The organism is Ulvibacter litoralis (genome assembly GCF_900102055.1).
Classification (GTDB): Bacteria; Bacteroidota; Bacteroidia; order Flavobacteriales; family Flavobacteriaceae; genus Ulvibacter; species Ulvibacter litoralis.
Genome location: NZ_FNBA01000001.1, coordinates 302,562 through 323,321, shown reverse-complemented (window position 1 = coordinate 323,321; position 20,760 = coordinate 302,562). Strand labels below are relative to the sequence as shown.

At 37.5% G+C, this 20,760-nt stretch carries 15 protein-coding genes and 1 tRNA gene; 14 read left to right on the top strand and 2 right to left on the bottom strand.

Going from position 1 to position 20,760, the window contains the following annotated elements:
• Positions 1-25: 25 nt before the first annotated feature.
• From topA to BLQ00_RS01440, 7 genes are all read left to right on the top strand, one after another.
• Positions 26-2,557 carry a type I DNA topoisomerase gene (topA, locus tag BLQ00_RS01470; protein ID WP_093139631.1) on the top strand — a complete coding sequence of 844 codons (2,532 nt, stop codon included), beginning with the start codon at positions 26-28 and terminating at the stop codon, positions 2,555-2,557.
• Entirely contained in the window at positions 2,557-3,720 is a 1,164-nt protein-coding gene (locus BLQ00_RS01465) for a formimidoylglutamase (RefSeq protein WP_093139629.1), read from the top strand. Before topA ends, BLQ00_RS01465 begins: the two co-directional genes overlap by 1 nt.
• Before the next feature lie 111 nt (positions 3,721-3,831).
• On the top strand, positions 3,832-5,205 hold the full coding sequence (gene porK, locus BLQ00_RS01460) for a T9SS ring complex lipoprotein PorK/GldK (protein WP_093139627.1): 1,374 nt from the start codon (positions 3,832-3,834) through the stop codon (positions 5,203-5,205).
• Positions 5,206-5,250: 45 nt separating this feature from the next.
• Positions 5,251-5,904 carry a type IX secretion system motor protein PorL/GldL gene (porL, locus tag BLQ00_RS01455; RefSeq protein ID WP_093139626.1) on the top strand — a complete coding sequence of 218 codons (654 nt, stop codon included), beginning with the start codon at positions 5,251-5,253 and terminating at the stop codon, positions 5,902-5,904.
• A 39-nt stretch (positions 5,905-5,943) separates the two neighbouring features.
• Positions 5,944-7,509, top strand: coding sequence for a type IX secretion system motor protein PorM/GldM (porM, locus tag BLQ00_RS01450; protein WP_093139624.1), 1,566 nt, complete (start codon positions 5,944-5,946; stop codon positions 7,507-7,509).
• Between the two features lie 16 nt (positions 7,510-7,525).
• Complete coding sequence (gene porN / locus BLQ00_RS01445) at positions 7,526-8,428, top strand: type IX secretion system ring subunit PorN/GldN (RefSeq protein ID WP_093139623.1); 903 nt, start codon at positions 7,526-7,528, stop codon at positions 8,426-8,428.
• Between the two features lie 115 nt (positions 8,429-8,543).
• Complete coding sequence (locus BLQ00_RS01440; protein WP_093139621.1) at positions 8,544-9,587, top strand: NAD(P)/FAD-dependent oxidoreductase; 1,044 nt, start codon at positions 8,544-8,546, stop codon at positions 9,585-9,587.
• Positions 9,588-9,593: 6 nt separating this feature from the next.
• On the opposite strand, the gene BLQ00_RS01435 is transcribed toward BLQ00_RS01440, so the two are convergent.
• On the bottom strand, positions 9,594-9,971 hold the full coding sequence (locus BLQ00_RS01435; RefSeq protein WP_093139620.1) for a DUF983 domain-containing protein: 378 nt from the start codon (positions 9,969-9,971) through the stop codon (positions 9,594-9,596).
• 58 nt (positions 9,972-10,029) lie between these two features.
• On the opposite strand from BLQ00_RS01435, the gene BLQ00_RS01430 reads away from it, so the two are divergent.
• From BLQ00_RS01430 to BLQ00_RS01405, 6 genes are all read left to right on the top strand, one after another.
• Positions 10,030-11,946, top strand: a complete 1,917-nt coding sequence (locus BLQ00_RS01430) for an ABC-F family ATP-binding cassette domain-containing protein (protein WP_093139618.1) — start codon at positions 10,030-10,032, stop codon at positions 11,944-11,946.
• Positions 11,947-12,025: 79 nt separating this feature from the next.
• Positions 12,026-13,180 (top strand): efflux RND transporter periplasmic adaptor subunit, encoded by a 1,155-nt coding sequence (locus tag BLQ00_RS01425; protein ID WP_093139617.1) that lies wholly within the window; start codon positions 12,026-12,028, stop codon positions 13,178-13,180.
• A 2-nt stretch (positions 13,181-13,182) separates the two neighbouring features.
• Positions 13,183-16,371 carry an efflux RND transporter permease subunit gene (locus BLQ00_RS01420; protein WP_093139615.1) on the top strand — a complete coding sequence of 1,063 codons (3,189 nt, stop codon included), beginning with the start codon at positions 13,183-13,185 and terminating at the stop codon, positions 16,369-16,371.
• Complete coding sequence (locus BLQ00_RS01415; RefSeq protein ID WP_093139613.1) at positions 16,358-17,677, top strand: TolC family protein; 1,320 nt, start codon at positions 16,358-16,360, stop codon at positions 17,675-17,677. Before BLQ00_RS01420 ends, BLQ00_RS01415 begins: the two co-directional genes overlap by 14 nt.
• 88 nt (positions 17,678-17,765) lie before the next feature.
• Positions 17,766-17,948: a CPXCG motif-containing cysteine-rich protein gene (locus tag BLQ00_RS01410; RefSeq protein ID WP_093139612.1), complete on the top strand. Its 183-nt coding sequence runs from the start codon at positions 17,766-17,768 to the stop codon at positions 17,946-17,948.
• Between the two features lie 413 nt (positions 17,949-18,361).
• The gene (locus BLQ00_RS01405; RefSeq protein ID WP_093139610.1) at positions 18,362-18,715 is read left to right on the top strand and encodes a SpoIIAA family protein; all 354 of its coding nucleotides are present in this window, start codon (positions 18,362-18,364) and stop codon (positions 18,713-18,715) included.
• A gap of 8 nt (positions 18,716-18,723) precedes the next feature.
• On the opposite strand, the gene BLQ00_RS01400 is transcribed toward BLQ00_RS01405, so the two are convergent.
• Positions 18,724-20,277, bottom strand: a complete 1,554-nt coding sequence (locus tag BLQ00_RS01400) for an AsmA family protein (RefSeq protein WP_093139609.1) — start codon at positions 20,275-20,277, stop codon at positions 18,724-18,726.
• A gap of 201 nt (positions 20,278-20,478) precedes the next feature.
• Here BLQ00_RS01400 and BLQ00_RS01395 point away from each other — a divergent pair.
• Positions 20,479-20,551: transfer RNA gene (locus BLQ00_RS01395), tRNA-Met, on the top strand.
• The last annotated feature ends 209 nt before the right edge of the window (positions 20,552-20,760 follow it).

The window sequence follows — 20,760 nt, the reverse complement described above, 5'->3', positions numbered from 1 at the left end:
TTTTGTCTCCCAAAGAAAAAAGAATATGGCTAAGAATTTAGTGATTGTTGAGTCACCTGCGAAAGCGAAAACTATTGAAAAGTTCCTCGGAAAAGATTTCAAAGTTTCCTCCAGTTTCGGACACATTGCAGATCTTCCTTCCAAAGAGTTAGGGGTAGATGTAGAGGGGGATTTTACGCCAAAATATATAGTATCTAGCGATAAAAAAGCACTCGTACGAGAATTAAAAGCACTTTCTAAAAAAGCTGAAATGGTTTGGTTAGCGAGTGATGAGGATCGAGAAGGAGAGGCTATTGCATGGCACCTTGCTGAAGAGCTAGATTTAAAAGAAGAAAAGACAAAACGAATTGTTTTTCATGAGATTACCAAAACAGCCATTTTAAAGGCGATTGAAAATCCAAGACAAATAGATTACAACCTAGTAAATGCCCAACAAGCACGTCGTGTTTTAGATCGATTGGTAGGGTATGAGCTTTCTCCAGTATTGTGGAGAAAGGTAAAAGGAGGGTTGTCTGCCGGACGTGTACAAAGTGTCGCGGTACGATTAATTGTTGAGCGCGAAAGAGAAATTGAAGCGTTTACTCCAGTAGGATCTTACCGAATAGATGCTGAGTTTATTACTGCGGAAGGGAATAAGTTTAAAGCAAAATTGCCGAAGAACTTTGAGAAAGAAGCAGATGCTAGAGCATTCTTAGCAAAAAATATTAAGGCTTCTTATAAAGTTTCAGATTTGGTAAAAAAGCCTGCAAAGAAATCACCTGCAGCGCCTTTTACAACATCAACACTACAACAAGAAGCTTCTCGTAAGTTGTATTTTTCAGTAGGGAAAACGATGACCATGGCGCAGCGTTTGTACGAAGCGGGACTTATTACCTATATGAGAACCGATAGTGTAAATCTTTCAAAAGATGCTATCGCGGCTGCCGAAAAAGAAATTAGTGATTCTTACGGAAGCGAATACAGCAAACCACGAAATTATAAAGGAAAGGCAAAAGGAGCTCAAGAAGCGCATGAGGCCATTCGCCCTACCGATATGTCTCGAAAGAGTATTGAAGGCGATTACGACCAAGCACGTTTGTACGACCTAATTTGGAAACGTACCATCGCGTCGCAAATGAGCGATGCACAATTGGAGCGTACCAATGTAAAAATTGAAGTACTTGCTTCGGAAAAAGTATCGGAACATTTTGCTGCTAACGGTGAAATGATCAAGTTTGACGGTTTCTTGAAAGTGTATTTAGAAGGTACCGATTTTGAAGAAGAAGAACAAGAAGGAATGTTGCCTAACCTCTCAAAAGGAGACGATTTAGGAAACGAATATATTACAGCGACCGAACGATTTACAAGACCGCCTTACCGCTTTACGGAAGCATCTTTGGTAAAACAATTGGAAGAGCTGGGAATTGGTCGTCCGTCTACGTACGCACCGACAATTTCTACCATTATCAATCGTAATTATGTAGAAAAAGGAAGTGTTGAAGGCGTTGAGCGTTCGTATTTACAACTAACACTTCAAGAAAACGAAGTGAACGATAAAACATTGACTGAGACAATAGGATCGGACAAAGGAAAGTTGGTTCCAACAGATATTGGAATGATTGTAAACGACTTTTTGGTGGAGCATTTTTCATCGGTGTTAGATTACAATTTTACAGCAAAAGTTGAGCAAGACTTTGATGATATAGCAGAAGGAAAAGAAGAGTGGAAGAAGATGATGAAAGACTTCTACGCGAAATTTCATCCACGTGTGGAAGATGTTTCTGAAAATGCCGATCGTGAAAGTGGAGAGCGTATTTTAGGAGAAGATCCTGCAAGTGGAAAAACAGTCTTAGTTCGTTTGGGTAAATTTGGTCCTATGGCTCAAATAGGAGCGCCAGACGATGAAGAAAAGAAATTTGCAAGTTTACGTCCAGACCAACAATTACATCAAATAACGTTTGAAGAGGTAATGGATTTGTTTAAGCTTCCGAAGACGTTGGGAGTGTATAAAGAAGAAGATGTTGAGGTAAATAATGGTCGTTTTGGACCGTATATCCGATTGGGTAAAAAGTTTATTTCACTTCCGAAGGGCATGGATCCTTTAGAAGTAGATATGGAAGTGGCTACAGAGTTGATTCTTGAAAAAGAAAAAGCAGATGCGCCGATTGCTTTTTACGAAGAACTGCCCGTTCAAAAAGGAGTAGGGCGTTTCGGACCTTTTATTAAATGGAATAATATTTTCATTAACGTTAATAAAAAGTACGATTTCGATAACCTTTCCGAAGCAGATATCAAACAGTTGATAGAGGATAAAAAACAAAAAGAAATCGACAAGCTTATCAACGAATGGCCAGATGAAGGAATTCGCCTTGAGAAAGCACGTTGGGGACGTTTTAACCTGATAAAAGGAAAACTGAAGATAGAGTTGCCAAAAACGACTGAAGCTGATAAAATCACTTTGGAAGAGGCTCTGGCAATGATTGAAAAGAAAACTCCTAAGAAGAAAGCAGCTAAAAAGAAGGCGCCAGCCAAAAAGAAAGCACCCACTAAAAAGAAAACTGCAGCCAAGAAAAAATAATGATAGAGTTTCTTTCCCCCGTTTCTAAATCTGTAAGTGCCCATCGAGAAATTTTGCCAGTCGGTGTATTGGGAAAAAAGATTGCGGTGCACAGCAAACAAGGAGAACTTCCAGATTTAAAGGATGTGAAGTTTGCTTTGCTAGGTGTTAAAGAGAATAGAGGTGGTGTAGATTATATGGGAGAGGAAGTTTCTTTTGATTTACTTCGGAAAGAGCTGTATTCCTTATATCCTGGGAATTGGATTCATAAAATTATCGATTTAGGAGATATTGAAAAAGGCGCAACTGTTGAAGATACGTATTTTGCTGTTAAAACAGTTGTTGAAGCATTGCTGAAAAGAAATATAATTCCGTTACTTTTGGGAGCCGGTCAAGATGTATTGTATGCGCAGTATCGCGCTTACGATGAGCTTGGAGAGATGGTGAATTTGGTAAACGTGGATAGTAAATTTGATGTGGGAGATGCAGAAGCACCCATTTCTAACCATTCGTACATTGGTAAGATAATTGTTGATCAGCCTTATAATCTGTTTAATTATAGTGCGCTTGGCTATCAGTCTTTTTTCAACCCTCCTGAAGAAATTTCTTTGATGGAGAAGTTGTATTTCGATGCGTATCGATTGGGAGAAGTTACTTCAGATATCACAGTTGTTGAGCCTATTATGCGAAATGCAGATATTGTAAGTTTGGATGTAACTGCAATAAAAAGTTCAGAAATTAGTTATAAGAATAATGCCTCTCCAAATGGATTTGATGGGAGAGAAATATGTGCCATAGCTCGATATGCTGGAATAAGCAATCAAGTATCCTCATTTGGTGTGTATGAATTGAATAAATTTAAAGAAGAAAAGAGTTCCGCAATGTTAGTGGCGCAAATAATTTGGTATTTTATAGAGGGCGTGAATTTTAGGATTTCTGATGATGATTTTGAGGATGAAAAACGCTATTCTACATACAATGTACCTGTCGATGATGCTATTTTATTGTTTAAAAAGTGCAATAAAACAGGGCGTTGGTGGATAGAATTACCTTTTTTTCTAAATGTTAATAATAAATTAAAAAGAAGAACGTTATTACCTTGCACTTATGGCGAATATTTGAGTGCGTGTAACCAGGAGATTCCTGAGCGGTGGTATAAGGCCCGCCGAAAGAATGAAGTATAATCAAACATTGAACTAAAAGAGATTTGTTTATTTTTAAGAAAACTTTTGTTTTTTTAAAATTTTATAAATAGGTTTACGCCCTTGAATCTCGAAAATTTAACCTAATTACCTATGAAGAAGTTTATTGCATTAACTGCGATTGTTGCCTTTTTGTACAGCTGTAACTCTGGAGACAGAGGAGAACTAGTTGGAGCAAAAGGGAAAAAATGGTATCCTGAAAAACCTTATGGAATGACACTTATTCCAGGTGGATCTTTTATCATGGGTAAGGCTGACGATGACTTCGTCGCTGTTAACGATGCCCCTACCAAAACGGTTACCGTTCGTTCGTTCTATATGGATGAAACGGAAATAACCAATGCTGAATACCGTCAATTTGTAGAGTGGGTTCGCGATTCTACAATCCGTTTACGTCTTGCAATTATTGCAGATGAAGTGGGTGCAATGCCAGGTGATGGTGGTGTAGGTGATTTCGCTTTTGAAGATCAAGAGAGTGCAGAAATGACACCGTACGACCAATACATGTACGATAACTACTATGGTCTTGGAGAAGATTTCTACGCTGGAAGAAAAATAAACAACAACATTGATTTAATTTGGGATACTGCCGAGTATCCTGATGAATATTATACAGAGGTAATGGATAGTATGTATATCCCTGCTGAAGAAGCGTATAATGGACAACGTACCATCGATGTGAATAAATTGAAGTTCCAATACACACACATGGACATTCAAGCGGCAGCGAGAGATAAAACCAAAAGAAGAAAAGACTTTATTAAAAAAGATACTGTAGCTATCTATCCAGATACTACTGTATGGATTAAAGATTTCAATTATTCTTACAATGAGCCAATGCACAACGATTACTTCTGGCATCAAGCCTATGGTGATTACCCAGTGGTTGGTGTAAACTGGAAACAAGCAAAAGCATTCTGTGCTTGGAGAACATTGTACAAAAACTCATACCAAAAATCTAAAAAGCGTAATCATGTAAATTCATTCCGTCTTCCTGGTGAAGCTGAATGGGAATATGCAGCTCGTGGAGGTTTAGCGTCAGCTACATATCCTTGGGGTGGACCTTATGCTAAAAACGATAGAGGTTGTTTTATGGCAAACTTTAAGCCACTTCGTGGAGATTATGCAGCAGATCAAGCGTTATATACTGTTGAAGCGAATGCATACGAACCGAACGATTTTAACTTGTACAACATGTCTGGAAATGTTTCAGAATGGGTAGCATCTTCATACGATCCTGCATCCTACGAATACACTTCTACAATGAACCCAAATGTAAATGACGAAGATAATGCACGTAAAGTTGTACGTGGAGGTTCTTGGAAAGATGTAGCTTACTTCCTTCAAGTAAGTACTCGTGATTACGAATATGCAGATTCTGCTCGAAGCTATATCGGCTTTAGAACAGTACAAGATTATATGGGGACTGACATTACAATGAACAAAAATTTTGGAGACGCCCGTTAATCTATTAAAATAAATAAAACTTAACTAAACTTAAACTAAACTATTATGGCACAAGCAAAATCAACAAAGAAATTATTTAACATGGCTTATGGCCTTGGAGCATCGATTGTAATTATTGGAGCTTTATTTAAAATTCTTCACTGGGAATTAGGACCACTTAATGGAGGTATTCTTTTAGCAATTGGACTTATTACTGAAGCAATTATTTTCGCAATATCTGCTTTCGAACCGGTAGAAAGTGATTTAGATTGGTCATTAGTATATCCTGAGTTAGCAGGTGGTGCTGCTTCATCTAAGAAAAAGAAAGATGAGCAACCAGAAGATGCACAAGGGTTATTGTCTAAGAAATTAGATGAAATGCTTAAAGGAGCAAAAATTGATTCAGAATTAATGAGTAGCCTTAGCGATAGTATCCGTTCTTTTGAAGGTGCTGCTAAAGGAATGGCTCCAACTGCTGAGGCAATGAGCTCTACTAAAAAATACAGCGAAGAAATGGCATTAGCTGCTGCGCAAATGGAATCTTTAAACAGCTTATACAAAGTACAAGTAGAGTCTACAAGTCGTCAAGCTGAAGCTAACGAAAGAGTAGCAGAAAACGCTGAGCAATTAAAGCAACAAATGCAACACCTTGCAACGAACTTATCATCTTTAAATGGTGTATATGGCGGAATGTTATCGGCTATGAGTTCAAAAAACTAGGACAATTCTCACTAACTATTAATTTAAAAACAAATTAACATGGCAGGAGGAAGTTCCCCTAGACAGAAGATGATTAACCTGATGTATCTGGTTTTCATCGCAATGTTGGCATTAAACATGTCGAAAGAAGTACTATCAGCTTTTGGGCTTTTAGACAAAAAAATAGAAGAAGCAAATACTGCAACTACCGAACGTAACCAAGCTTTTATGGCTAACTTAGCTCAAAAAGCAATAGATGCTCCAGAGCAATATGCAGCGGTAAAAGAAAACGGAAGTAAAGTAGCTCAAATTTCTGCAGAACTAGATGCGTATATTCAATCTTTAAAAACTGCGGCTAAAGCTGATCTTGAAGATACTTCAGATTATGAAGTAATGGATAAACCAGATCATTTTAACAATCTATTTTTTACTGGTGAAAATTATAAGCCAGAAGGACAAGAGTTTATTGATAAAATGAACGAGTATAGAACTAAAATGATGGCAGTATTGCCAGCAGAATCTTTTCCAAATGTTAGAAAAGCAATCGAACAAAACTTTTCTACTTCTCAAGTAGAAGATCGTGATGGGAAAAAACGTGAGTGGTTAAACTATAACTACGAAGGGTTTCCATTAATTGCTTCTTTAACTAAATTGACGCAGATTCAAGCAGATATTAAAACTACGGAAAGTGAAGTGTTACAAAAGATGTTAGCTGGCCAACAAGCTTCAGCGCTTTCTATGAACAACTACAACACTTTTATGGATGTGCCTAAATCGGCATTCTATCCTGGAGAGGTTTTTAACGGAGCGATCTTATTAGGTAGAACTGATGCGAGTACCGTGCCACAAAGAGAAGACCTTAAATTGGACGGAAGAAAACTTGAAAAAGGAAAAGATTACGATATTGAAGGAGGTAGAATTGTTCTTAAAGTAAGTGCAGGAAGCCCTGGAGATCACAAAATTGAAGGATTCTTGTATTATGGTGAAGGAGGAAAAGAAATTGAAGTTCCTGTAAATACAGGTTTCGCAACAATCTCTAAGCCTAATTCTGCTGTAATTGCTGCAGATAAAATGAATGTAGTTTACCAAGGAGTTGTAAATCCAATGACGATTTCTATTCCTGGTATTCCAGACAACAAAGTAACTGCATCTGGTGCGGGTCTTTCTAAAGTTTCTGGAAGTAAATATAACATGACACCTGGACAAGGTAGAACGGTTACAATTACGGCTAGTGGTACTTTACCTGACGGACAACGTGTAAGTTCTAATTCAGAATTTCGTGTAAAAGGAATTCCAAGACCAACCGGAACCATTCGTGGGGAAGATGGTGATGGAGGAGTGGTAAGAATGCAACGTCAAGGACTTGAAAAGTCTTCTGTTGGTGCTGTGTTACCTGACTTCGATTTTGATTTAAAATTAAATGTAACAGGATTTAGCTTTAAAGTATCTGGTCAACCTACTGTAAAAGTAAACGGAGCTAGATTAAACGGTCAAGCAACTTCAGCTTTAAAAAGAGCGAAACGTGGTGAGACAGTTCAAATATTTGACATTACAGCAAATATTTCAGGAAATTCAGGATATAAATTAAAGAAAATATCTCCTGTATTTATTGAGTTAACAAACTAGAATAAACTAATTACTTATGAATTTGAAGAATGTTGTTTTATGTGTTGGTCTATTAGTAGGGACGTTTGCTGCAAATGCGCAGATAAACATCCTTAATGCTACAACACCTGACGAAATAGGCGTGAAGACGAGTGAGCAGATCGCTTATGATAATGACAATCCGCTTCCGTATGGTTATACAGACGAGCGTGATGTGTTGTGGTCTAAAACTACATGGGAAATAATCGATCTTGATGAACGTGTTAATTTTCCTTTGTATTACCCAATTGACACAAACAATATTGGTTCTGAACGACGTTCATTGTACGATGTTTTAGTTAAAAACATTAAAGAAGGTAAAATAGAAAATGTATATGCAGATTCTTACTTTACTGAAAAACGTACCCTTAGCGATTTAGATGCTTCTTTAGTATATAGAGATACAACGGATGCTGGTATTGACCAAGTGAATAACGGTGAAGCTGTAGACGACCAATACATTCGTGAGTTTACATTGGATGCAGGTGATATTGAAGAGTGGAGAATCCGTGGATACTGGTACCTAGACAAACGTCAAGGAGAATTAAAATACCGTTTATTAGGTATTTGTCCAGTAGCAGGTGAAGCACGTTCTAAGGCTTTCGAAGATGAAGGAAGTGTTGACAATAGAGTTGAATTATTCTGGGTTTGGTATCCTGGAGCACGTGAAGTGTTACACAAAGCCAAAGCTTTTAATAGAAAGAATACATCACAACCTATTTCGTACGACCATTTATTAAACTCAAGACGTTTTCACGGTGTTATCTACAAAGAAGATAACGTTCAAGGAGATAGAACAGTTAATGAATACATCAACGATAACGCTTTAATGCAACTTTTAGAATCGGATAGAATTCAAGAAGTAATTAGAAATATAGAAATTGATCTTTGGAATTACTAGAGACCTATTATATAGTTTAAAAAAAGCCCTCTTATTTTGTAAGAGGGCTTTTTTATTTTCAATATTTTTTCAATTTCCTATCCATCACTTCCAACCGTAACTTTATCTTTGCTGCGTGAAAGAAGTTGATTATATCATAGTAGGATTAGGCATTGCAGGACTCAGTTTTTGCGAGCAATTGGAAAAACACGGTAAGTCTTTTGTTGTTTTTGATGGACAACAACCCTCGGCAACTCAGGTTTCGGGAGGGGTCTTTAATCCAGTCGTTTTAAAACGATTTACCATTGCTTGGAATGCGAAAGAACATTTGGAAGAAAGCCTTCCTTTTTATGAACACCTTTCTCAAAAATTAAATATTCCTATATTTAGTCAAGAGCCTATTTATAGAATCTTAACGAGTGTCGAAGAACAGAATGATTGGGCAGTGGCAAGCGATAAATTTGAATTGTCTCCCTATCTTTCAGCCGAGATTGATGCCAATACCAATGCTTCCGTCGTGGCTCCTTTTGGCTTCGGAAAGGTTCGTAATTCTGGAAGGATTTTTCCTTCAGAAGTATTAAGCGCGTATCGAGAGTATCTTCAGAAAAAAGATTCACTTTCAGCTGAAACATTCGACTACGACCAACTTTCCGAAGAAAATAATACCATTCACTATAAAAACCTTTCCGCAAAAAAAATTGTGTTTGCTGAAGGAGTACTCGTAACAAACAATCCATTTTTTCCCAAAGAATACCTTTCTCCCAATAAAGGGGAATTTCTCCTTATTAAAGCTCCAGAATTGAAGCTTCCTTTTTTATTGAAAGGACCTGTGTACATTATTCCATTAGGGGAAGATTTGTACAAAGTAGGGGCCACCTATTCGAGAGATGATTTAGGATACGCAGCGACACAAAAAGCCGAAGACGAGATTGTTTCTAAGTTTAAGAAAATGGTTTCGTGTCCGTTTACAATAGTTTCGCAAGAAATTGGAATTCGGCCAACCACAAAAGATAGGAGGCCTTTGATGGGAATGCTGTCTGAAAGTAAAAATAAGGTGTTTTTTAACGGTTTGGGAACGCATGGAATCATGGGAGCTCCGTTGTTGTCTAAAATGCTTTATGAGCATGTAGCGATGCAAATTGAGCTTCCGAAAGAGGTGGATATTAACCGATGGTCCTAAGCAGGTTTATTTCTTTGCTTTTTCTTTGTCAAATTTGAAGAAAAAATTGATCCAGATATTTCGTGAAATTCTTAAAATCACAGGAAGCAACACAATCAACGTTCCAGTAATCACAAAAAAGCTTTCGAGTCGGCCAAGACCTATAAAAAAGTAAGCAATGATGAAGGCAGCAACGGCAATGGCAACACCAACGGCATAACTTACATACATCGCACCGTAAAAGAAAGAAGGCTCTATTTTAAATTTGGTGTCACAATGTGGGCAGCGTTCGTGCATTTTTTGTGCCTCAGAGATAATATAGGGATTGCTATTTAGGTACATTTTGCCTGTATGACAAACGGGACATGTGCTTGTGAAAATACTATATAGCTTTGAACCTTTCATATCATTTTTTTTGCAGTACAAAATTAAGCATCTTTGCAAAAAAATTACAGCTTTATAGATGCTAAATATTCATAATCTTTCAGTTTCTTTTCAAGGAGACTATTTGTTCGAAAAAATTACCTTTCAATTAGGGGCAGGAACTCGCGTTGGTTTGGTAGGTAAAAATGGTGCGGGAAAATCTACCTTATTAAAAATAATTTCTGGAGAGCAAGAATACGACGAAGGTGCGATTGCCACCGATAAGGAAATTTCGATAGGGTTTTTGAAACAGGATATCGATTTTGAAGTTGGTAGAACGGTTTTGGAAGAATCGTACGAAGCGTTCAAAGAAATTAAAACACTTGAAAAGAAGTTAGAAGAAATTAACACCCAACTAGCTGAACGAACCGACTATGAAAGTGAGAGCTATCACGATTTAATGGTCGATTTGAACGAAGTACAGCATCAGTACGAAATTCATGGTGGGTATAACTACCAAGGAGAAACCGAGCGAATTTTACAAGGACTTGGATTTCAACGTGAAGATTTTAATAAGCTTACCGAAACATTCTCTGGAGGATGGCGTATGCGAATTGAATTGGCAAAACTGCTACTTCAGAATAATGATATTTTATTACTCGATGAGCCTACCAATCACTTAGATATTGAATCTATTTTATGGTTGGAAGAATTCTTGAAAAATTATGCAGGTGCGGTTGTGGTTGTATCGCACGATAAAATGTTCTTAGATAATGTAACCAATCGTACTATTGAGATTTCCCTCGGAAAGATCTACGATTATAACAAACCGTATACCCAGTATTTGGTACAACGGAAAGAACTTAGAGAGCAACAACTAGCGTCCCAAAAAAATCAGCAAAAGCAAATTGAGCAGACTGAAAAGCTAATTGAAAAGTTTAGGGCCAAGGCAAGTAAAGCAACCATGGCGCAATCGCTGATAAAAAAGCTTGATAAAATTGATCGTATTGAAGTTGATGAAGATGATAATAGCGTAATGACGCTACATTTTCCGGTTTCGATTACGCCTGGAAAAATCGTCATTGAATCTTCTAAGGTCTCAAAAAGTTATGGAGACAAGGAAGTCTTACGCAATGTAGATTTGATGGTAGAGCGTGATAGTAAGATTGCCTTTGTGGGACAAAACGGACAAGGAAAATCGACACTGGCAAAAATCATTGTAAACGAACTTTCACACGAAGGAACGATGAAATTGGGCCACAATGTACAAATAGGATACTTTGCTCAGAATCAAGCTGATTATTTAGACGGAAGTAAAACCGTTCTAGATACTATGATTGATGCGGCAAATGAAAAAAATAGAAGTAAAGTAAGAGATATATTAGGATCCTTTTTATTCCGAGGAGAAGAAGTAGATAAATATGTACGTGTATTAAGTGGGGGAGAGCGAAACCGTTTGGCGCTCGCTAAACTGCTTTTACAGCCGTTTAATGTGTTGGTGATGGATGAGCCAACCAATCACTTAGATATTAAGTCTAAGAACGTTTTAAAGGATTCGTTAGAGAAATTTGAAGGAACGCTGCTTTTAGTGTCTCACGATAGAGATTTCTTGCAAGGACTTACCGATAAGGTGTACGAATTTAAAGATCGTAAGATAAAAGAATATTTAGGAGATATAGAGTATTTCCTAGAACAACGAAACCTTCAGAATTTACGAGAAGCAGAAAAAAGAACTGTCATAGCTTCCGAAGGGAAACAAAAAAATTCAGGAGGAAAGCAATCGTACGAAAATCAGAAGAAACAAAAGTCACTTACCAATAAGCTAAGCAAAACTGAAGCTGCAATTGGAAAATTAGAAAAGGAGATTAAAGCAATTGATGCCGAATTAGCAATACGCTATGACGAAACAATTGCAAAACCAAACTTTTTTGATATGTATCAATCTAAAAAGGATACATTAAGTGAATTGATGGAAGAGTGGGAAAAGATCACAAATAAACTAGAAGAGTTAATTTAGAGTTTTTTTATTTAGGATATTTTTAACATCCGAAGAATATGTGCTTCCTATTTTTGAAAAAAAGGAAAATACATAAAAAATGCGTAAAATTATACTTTTTGCTATTGGGGTTGTAATTCTCGTTGGAGCTGTTCTTGGTGCGAATTACATTGTAAAAAACAACGAAAAGCAAAAACCTGAAGCGAAAAAAGTAATTAAAACGGTTTTTGTTGAAGAAGTAAAAAACAGTACGGTTCCTATCATACTTCCTGCCAATGGAAATTTGGTAGCAAAAAACCGATTGGAGATATACAGTGAAGTTCAAGGTATTTTCGAATCAAGTTCAAACGATTTTAAAGCGGGGCAGCACTACCAGAAAGGGCAGACACTAATCCGTATGAATTCTTCGGAATATTACGCTTCCGTACAAGCAGCAAAAAGTGAATTCTACAATCTTATCACTTCCTTAATGCCCGATTTACGTTTGGATTATCCCGATGCTTTTCCTGTTTGGAACCAGTATCTTGCTAATTTTGATATGACGAAATCGGTACCCAATCTTCCAGAGATGACCTCCGAAAAAGTACGTTATTTTATAACGGGAAGAGGCGTGTCAACTTCTTATTTTAATGTTAAAAACTTGGAGCAACGGCTAGGAAAATACAGCGTAAGAGCCCCTTTTAATGGAATTGTTACGGAAGCTTTGGTGACCCGAGGAACGCTAATTCGATCGGGACAAAAACTGGGAGAGTTCATCGATACCTCAGTGTTTGAACTGGAACTTTCAATCGCAAAAGAATTCAGTGACTTATTAAAGATTGGAGAAAAGGTACAGCTTAATACGGTCGATACGGGTAAAAATTATACAGGTACAGTCGTTCGAATCAACGGAAGAATTAATCAGGCCACTCAAACCATTAATGTCTTTGTAGAAGTAAAAGGAACTGATTTAAAAGAAGGCATGTATCTCGAAGCACAATTGGAGGCCAATGAAGTGGAAAACGCCATACAGTTGCCCCGAAAGTTACTGGTAGATGAGAATAAGTTATTTGTAGTGAAGGATAGTATATTATCAATTCTCGAAATAGATCCTGTTTATTTCTCTCCAAATGAAGTTGTAGTGAAAGGCGTACCCGACGGTACAAAAATTCTTTCCAAACCAGTTCCCGGCGCTTACTCTGGGATGCTTGTAAAAATTGGGAAAGGAATTTCTAAAGAAGATGAAGAACCTACTTCAACAACGAAAACACTTTAGAAATGAAAAAAATTATCAGCTATTTCATAAAGTACGAAGTTGCCACAAATGTGCTTATTCTTGCTTTTATCATTTTTGGGATCTTCGGAATTTTTCAATTAAAATCTTCTTTCTTTCCGTTACAGGAAGCTGAAATTATCACAATAAATATTGCCTATCCCGGAGCAGCTCCTCAAGAAATCGAAGAAGGAGTAGTGCTTAAAATAGAAGATAATTTAAAAGGTCTTATTGGTGTAGAACGTGTTACTTCGGTGTCTAGAGAAAGTGGCGGAAGTATTACGGTAGAGGTTGAAAGTAATGAAGATATTAACGCCATGCTTGCGGAGGTGAAAAATGCGGTAGATCGCGTTCCCAATTTCCCTACAGGAATGGAACCTCTCGTCGTGGCTAAACAAGAGCAGACTCGTCAAACGATCGATTTTTCAATTAGCGGAGAAAATATTGATCTAGGTGCTTTAAAACAAATTGGAAGGCAGGTTGAAAATGACCTCCGTGCTATGGATGGTATTTCGCAGATTACCGTTTCGGGCTATCCCGAAGAAGAGATTGAGATCGCCGTTAGAGAGAATGATTTGTTGGCCTATGACCTTTCTTTTTCTGAAGTTGCCGAAGCAGTGGCAAAAGCAAATATTTTAACTACTGGAGGAAATATAAAAACCGATGCCGAAGATTATCTTATTCGCGCGAGTAACCGATCGTATTACGGCAACGAGTTAAATAATCTCGTGGTTCGTTCGGAACAAAATGGGACACTGGTGCTACTTCAAGATGTGGCTACAGTTCGGGATCGTTTTTCTGAAACACCCAATGCTTCTTATTTTAATGGTAATGTGGCAGTAAATATTGAAATAACCAATACCAATAACGAAGACCTTATTTCTACCGCAGAACAGGTAAATCTGTATATCGAACAATTCAATCAGAAATATACGGGAGTACAAATTGATGTGGTAAGCGATTCTTCTATTCGGTTGGAACAACGAACCGCCCTTCTTCTAGAAAATGGAGCCGTAGGTATTTTATTAGTATTGTTGTTTCTTTCCTTTTTTCTAAATACCCGACTCGCCTTTTGGGTGGCATTCGGATTGCCGATTTCATTTCTTGGAATGTTTATTTTTGCCGACCTCTTTGGAGTAACGATTAATGTGCTTTCATTGTTTGGAATGATTATCGTTATTGGGATTCTTGTGGATGATGGTATTGTGATTTCTGAAAATATTTACCAACATTACGAAAAAGGCAAATCAAGAGTTCAGGCAGCAATCGATGGAACTATCGAGGTGCTTCCGCCGATAATCGCGGCAATTACAACCACAGTACTTGCGTTTTCTACCTTCTTGTTTTTAGATGGAAGAATGGGGAATTTCTTTGGAGAAGTTTCCGTTATAGTAATCCTTACATTGGTGGTCTCTCTTGTAGAAGCACTCATCATATTACCAGCACATATTGCGCATTCAAAAGCCCTTATTTCAGAAACAGAAGAAGAACGGAAAAACAAAAAAGGCATCGCCAAGCTATTTTCTAAACTTCGTGTTTTTAATGAATATGGCGATCGGTTTATGGCTTATTGCAGAGACAAAATTTACAGTCCGGTACTTCGCTTTGCACTTCAGCAGCGATTTATCACCTTCGCAATCCTTGGGGCATTAATGATTTTAACGATTGGGAGTATTAACGGAGGAATCATTCGTACGGCATTTTTTCCTAGTATTGCGAGCGACAGGGTAAGTATTAATTTGCTCATGCCTGAAGGGACTAATCCGAAACTTACCGATTCTATTATTTCGTTGGTGGAAGCTGCTGCTTGGCGTGTTAATGAAGATTATACCGCGCGTCAAAGCGGAAACAAACAAGTGGTAGAAAATATTATTAAAAGAGTAGGACCTGGAAATAACAAAGCTTCGTTACAGGTTAATTTACTGCCAGGTGAAGAACGCGACTTTTCTTCTCCCGATATTACAACCTCGATTCGTGAGGAAGTGGGTCCCGTGTTTGGTGTTGAACGACTTACCTTTGGTTCGGGTGGAAATTTTGGTGGAAGTCCGGTGTCTGTTTCACTCCTTGGAAACACCACAGATGAATTAAAAGCGGCAAAAGAGGAGCTTCGCGTGGCCTTTGAGAATAATCCACTTCTTACCGACGTAACCGATACCGACCCAGAAGGAATAAAAGAAATTTATGTATCACTTAACGAAACTGCCTATGCGTTAGGACTTAATTTACGAGATGTAATGAGTCAGGTGCGGGCAGGTTTTTTTGGTTTGCAAGCACAGCGTTTTCAACGAGGACAAGATGAAATTCGGGTTTGGGTGCGTTACAGCAGAGAAAATCGGGAATCGATTAATAACCTTGATGACATGCGCATTGTAACTCCGAGCGGAGCGCGCGTTCCCTTCAGAGAGATTGCTACCTACGAAATTAAACGCGGAGACGAATCGATAAGTCACTTAAACGGGCAACGTGAAATTCAGGTGAATGCAGATCTCACCGATCCTAAAGGCAGTCCTACCGAAATTCTTTCTGATATTCAAGAAAACGTAATACCCGACATCTTATCAAAATATCCTACGGTGCGTGTGTTGTATGAAGGACAGAATCGGGAAGCAAAAAAATTAACAGATTCAGCAGGAGTTGTGGTGCCAATTGTAGTGTTTCTAATCTATATTGTGATTGCGTTCACTTTCCGAAGTTATAGTCAGCCGTTATTGCTTATTATTATGATTCCGTTTAGTTTTATTGCTGTAGGTTGGGGACACTGGATTCATGATTTTCCTATCAATATCTTATCGGCGTTGGGGATTATTGCCTTGATTGGGATTATGGTCAACGACGGACTCGTACTCATAGGGAAATTTAATTCCTTTCTTCAGGAAGGGATGAAGTTTGATGAAGCTTTGTATGAAGCGGGAAGAACACGATTTCGTGCAATATTTTTAACCTCTCTTACAACCATTGCTGGGATCGCACCCTTGCTATTGGAAAAGAGTAGACAAGCCCAGTTTTTAAAACCGATGGCAATTTCTATCGCTTATGGAATTGGTATTGCAACAGTACTTACGCTCATTATTTTACCATTACTTTTATCTGTAACGAATTCAGTAAAAACGGGTTCAAAGTGGTTGGCAACAGGCGATAAAGTGACAAAAGAAGAAGTAGAACGTGCTATTAAAGAACAAAATGAAGAACATTAATTATATATGGTTTTTTCTGGGTTGCTTCGGAAGCATTTTCGGACAGGTAGATCTTTTAAGTAAGGAAGATGCTGTCTCTGAAGTACTGGAACAAAACTTCGGAATTGTAATTGCAAAAAATAACGTTGTTATTTCTGAAAATAATGCGGGCCTTTTAAATTCTGGATACCTACCGTCCTTAACAGGAAATGCGGGTGCTAGTTATAATATAGAAGATCAAACGGTCGGATTTCAAGACGGAAGAATTTCAGATATCACCGATGCAGAAACGACGCGATACAATGCTTCATTAAATTTAAATTACACATTGTTTGACGGTTTAGGACGTTATTACGATTACAAACGGTTAAAAGAAAACTATAATTTAAGTCAGTTGGAAGCTCGTGAAACGATTGAAACGACACTGCTTCAGTTGTTTTCGGTTTATTATGAAGTGGCGCGTCTTACCGAAAATGTAACAGTATTGGAGGAAACCTTTCAAAATACAAAAAAGAGATTGCTACGTGCTGGATATGCTTTTGAATACGGACAGATAAATAAACTGGAAGTACTAAATGCAGAAGTAGATATTGTAACTGATAGCATCAACTTAATGAATGCGCGGCAGCAATTACGGAATACGAAACGCGATTTAAATGTGGTGGTGAACCATAAAGATTTAGAGCGAAATTTTGAAGTAGATACGATTGTTGCATTTTCCAGTCCGATGGTGTTAGAAGAATTTGTACAAGGCTCAGACACGAACAATGTTCGTTTATTGCAGGCAAATTCGAACAAAAGAATCAATGAGTTTAGCTATAAAGCGAGCAAGGCAGTATTTTTACCCAGTCTTGGACTAACGGGTTCTTATGGATGGAATGAAGGTAATTTCCCTTCCACAAGCTTTGCAAGCTCCAATACCACCACGGGTTTTTCGGCGGGTCTAAATTTAACCTGGAGTTTATTTGATGGAGGTCGTGGAATTACGAATGTGAAAAATGCAAAAATTCAGGTACAGAATACAGATTTGGTAAAGCGTCAGTTAATTTCGGAAGTACAGAGAGATATTGCCAATGCAGAAGGTAATTACAGTAATTTATTAGCTATTTATCGGTTACAAGAACAAAATGTTGCTACCGCACAAAATAATTTTGAGCGCAGCAATGAGCAATATAAAGTAGGGCAGATAAGTTCTGTAGAATTGCGACAGGCACAAATTAATTTGTTGAATGCACAAACCAATAAAAACTTTGCAAAATATGAAACCAAGTTGGCAGAATTGGAGTTGCTTCAGTTAACGGGACAACTACTCAATGTGAAGTTTTAGTAGCCTTTTGTACTGTGTGATTGCCGCTAGTTTTGTAAATCGCATCTTTTTTCCGAAGAAACAATTTTTAATAGTAAACGAAACCTAAATGTTCGAACATTTTTTTCAATGTCCCTATTGCTGGGAGGAAATTTCGATGTTGTTAGATGCTTCAGTGGCACGACAAACGTATATTGAAGATTGCGAAGTATGTTGTAATCCCATCCAAGTGACCCCTCAATTTGAAGAGGGGATTTTAACTGGTTTCACTTCAGAAAATATAGAACAATAAAACCTGTAATAACACCTTTTGTTGATGCCAACGTTTAGACAACTACCCCTCTAAAAAAGAGACCCTTTTAAAGTTGATGTAAAAAAGGGGAAAAACCCTCTCTTTTAAAACGTGTATTATGTTGTAACTTTTAAAAATTCATAAATAGAATTATTTATGAATGTGATATTGGTGTATTAGGAATGTATCGTATTGAGGCTGATTACGTTCCTATTAAAGTTTAACATTAGGCGATTATACAAAATAGTATATTTATCAGCTTTTAAAAAATTAAGGAAATAGGAACCACTTAAAAGTAGGATATTTCCTTCTTTTGTTTTTGAAAATTCTTTATTTTTGGTTTTCATCACGTTTGTTCTTGTTGAATAAGATAAAGAAAGGGGTAAGTCATTATTTAATAATTGTAGGTATAAATGTCAGTGGATTTTAGTTTTTCTGAAAATACAATAGGATATATTGTTGAGGGGGTTATGGATAAAAAGGCCGTACTAGAACTTCGTGACTCTGTGTTGCATAAACTGAAAACCTACGACAAAGTAAATTTGTATTTAGAAGATAACGAAATCCGAAAATTTACGCTCACCGCTGTTTTTATTGCAACCATCTTTCCTATTGAGTATTCTAGTAAATTAAATAAAATTGCCATTGTATCAAACCGTAAGTGGATTCATGCGCTTGCTACGATCGATGATTTTTTTATTCAAGGAGAGTTCAAAAAGTTTCCAACAGAGAATAGATTGGATGCGATGGCGTGGATTGCCGAATAGAAGAAATCTTACAACCCTCCTCCCGTTAGGCTTTCTGTAAGGCCGGCCATAATATTTACCCAGATATAATTAAAAAACGATTTCGTTTTATCGGGCGTTGCGGTAATCGCACTTTCGCTATAGCCTTCATTTTTACTGTTTTTCGATACAAATAAATTAGCAATTGTTGAGAGTAGCTTATTTTTTTCTCTTCCAGACTTATTCAGTATCGCTATTTTAAAGTCGTTGTAATTAATTTTCATATCCGAATGCGATGCATTTCTATTTCCGTCAATCGTTACATAAGTTTTTAGCACCTTTCCCGTTAATCGTACCCTTAAATTTGCTTCCGTAAAAGGATTTAAATCGCTCGCTTCCAATGCGCCAATGGAGGTTTTAAACGTAAAATGATCTGAAACATCTTGGATATCAAAACTCCAATCGACTGTAAAAGGCGTGTCTTTCATAAACAGGGCTTTAATGGCAATAGTGGTTGTAGAGTTTCCTTCCGAAGTATTATTAATGTTTTTAATATCGGCGTCTAGCGATTTAAAAAGTAAGGTTCCGCCCAAATTGTTTTTCTTGGTGCGTTCTTGATAGGTAATGGTACCATTCTTAATTTTCACCGCATCGATAGAAAGATCAAAAGGTACTTCTCGCAATGCGCGACTGTATAGTTTTTTGTGCGTTGGATCGTCTGCGACCAATTTATCCCTAAAGATTAGCGCCGAAGGAGTGTCAAGGGTTATAGCGGTACTCTTCGCAAAGAATTTACGGTTCTTAAAGCCAAAATCGATTCCGTCTACCGTGAGTGTTTTTAGTTGTACGTCGTAATAGTCTCTTTCGTTTTGAATGACTTCGGAAAGTTTGGTCTTGCTGTACTTTGTTTTGAGGATAATATCGGTAAGAGTTGCTTTTTTATTCTTCAAGACAAAATTGTTTGCGGAAAGGTTTTCGAAGGCATTCATCTTTACAAAAATGGAATCTGCTTCCGCTTCATAACTTTCAAACGTAACAGGAAGGCGTTTCAATAACGTTTCCGAAGTAATAGAAATGCCCTTAACCGCTACGGAAGCATTTTCGGTGTACAGTTTTATGGTGTTTTGTTCATCTTCCGTAATTTGAAGCGTTGCATTTTCAATAGAAATTTCGTCAATTTCAATAGGTTTAAACAACGTAAGCATGGGTTTTTTGGTAGTGTCTTTCGAAGCCTTCAAAAGGTTTTCTTTGTAGCGAATGGTAGGGTTTTTTAAAGAGATGTGATCAATATGTATGGTATTGTGAACAAGGTACTGCCAATAACTAATATCGGTAATCACTAATTTGTTTAAATTGACCTGGGTGTGAATCACCTCGGAGTCTTTATTTTTTATGGCTACGGAAACATTAGAGAAGGTAAGGGTGCCTTCCAATACATTTAGAGAAAGATCGTCGTACGATTGCACAATGGTTTCGGTCAATCGGTTGTTAATGAAGTGTTCTACTTTGTTTTTAATGCTGTTGTTTACCCAATACACAGCAGCAAGTATGAGGATACTTACGGTTAAAACAGTGAGTAAGCTGTAGCGTGTTTTCTTGGTCATATATTAAAAATAGCAAACAAGAAGCTGTCAGCGAAATATTTATGATTTTATGTTAAACTTTCTAGTGACTTTACTTGCGGGAACTAAAAAACGTTGTATCTTTGCAGTCCGAAATAATCGTGTCGGCATTATGAACCGAAAGTTAAAAGCTAAGAACATTATTTGGGATTGTATCTTGGGCATCTCTCAGATACTATATATCGCGGGATAGAGCAGTAGGTAGCTCGTCGGGCTCATAACCCGAAGGTCACTGGTTCGAGTCCAGTTCCCGCTACTAGGAAAAAAGCTTCAAGTTCTCTTGAAGCTTTTTTTATGCAATAAGTTTATGCTGCGATTTTAAGAGTGTTCTGTTCATTTCTTTTGCTTGTCCAAAAGAAACGAACCAAAGAAAAAGACACCCACGCTGGGGAATTTTGAAATCCGTGCCGGCTTTCAAACCCCCATCCAAAAAACCGCGTCCTCCTACGTCGTCCTGCTTCGATT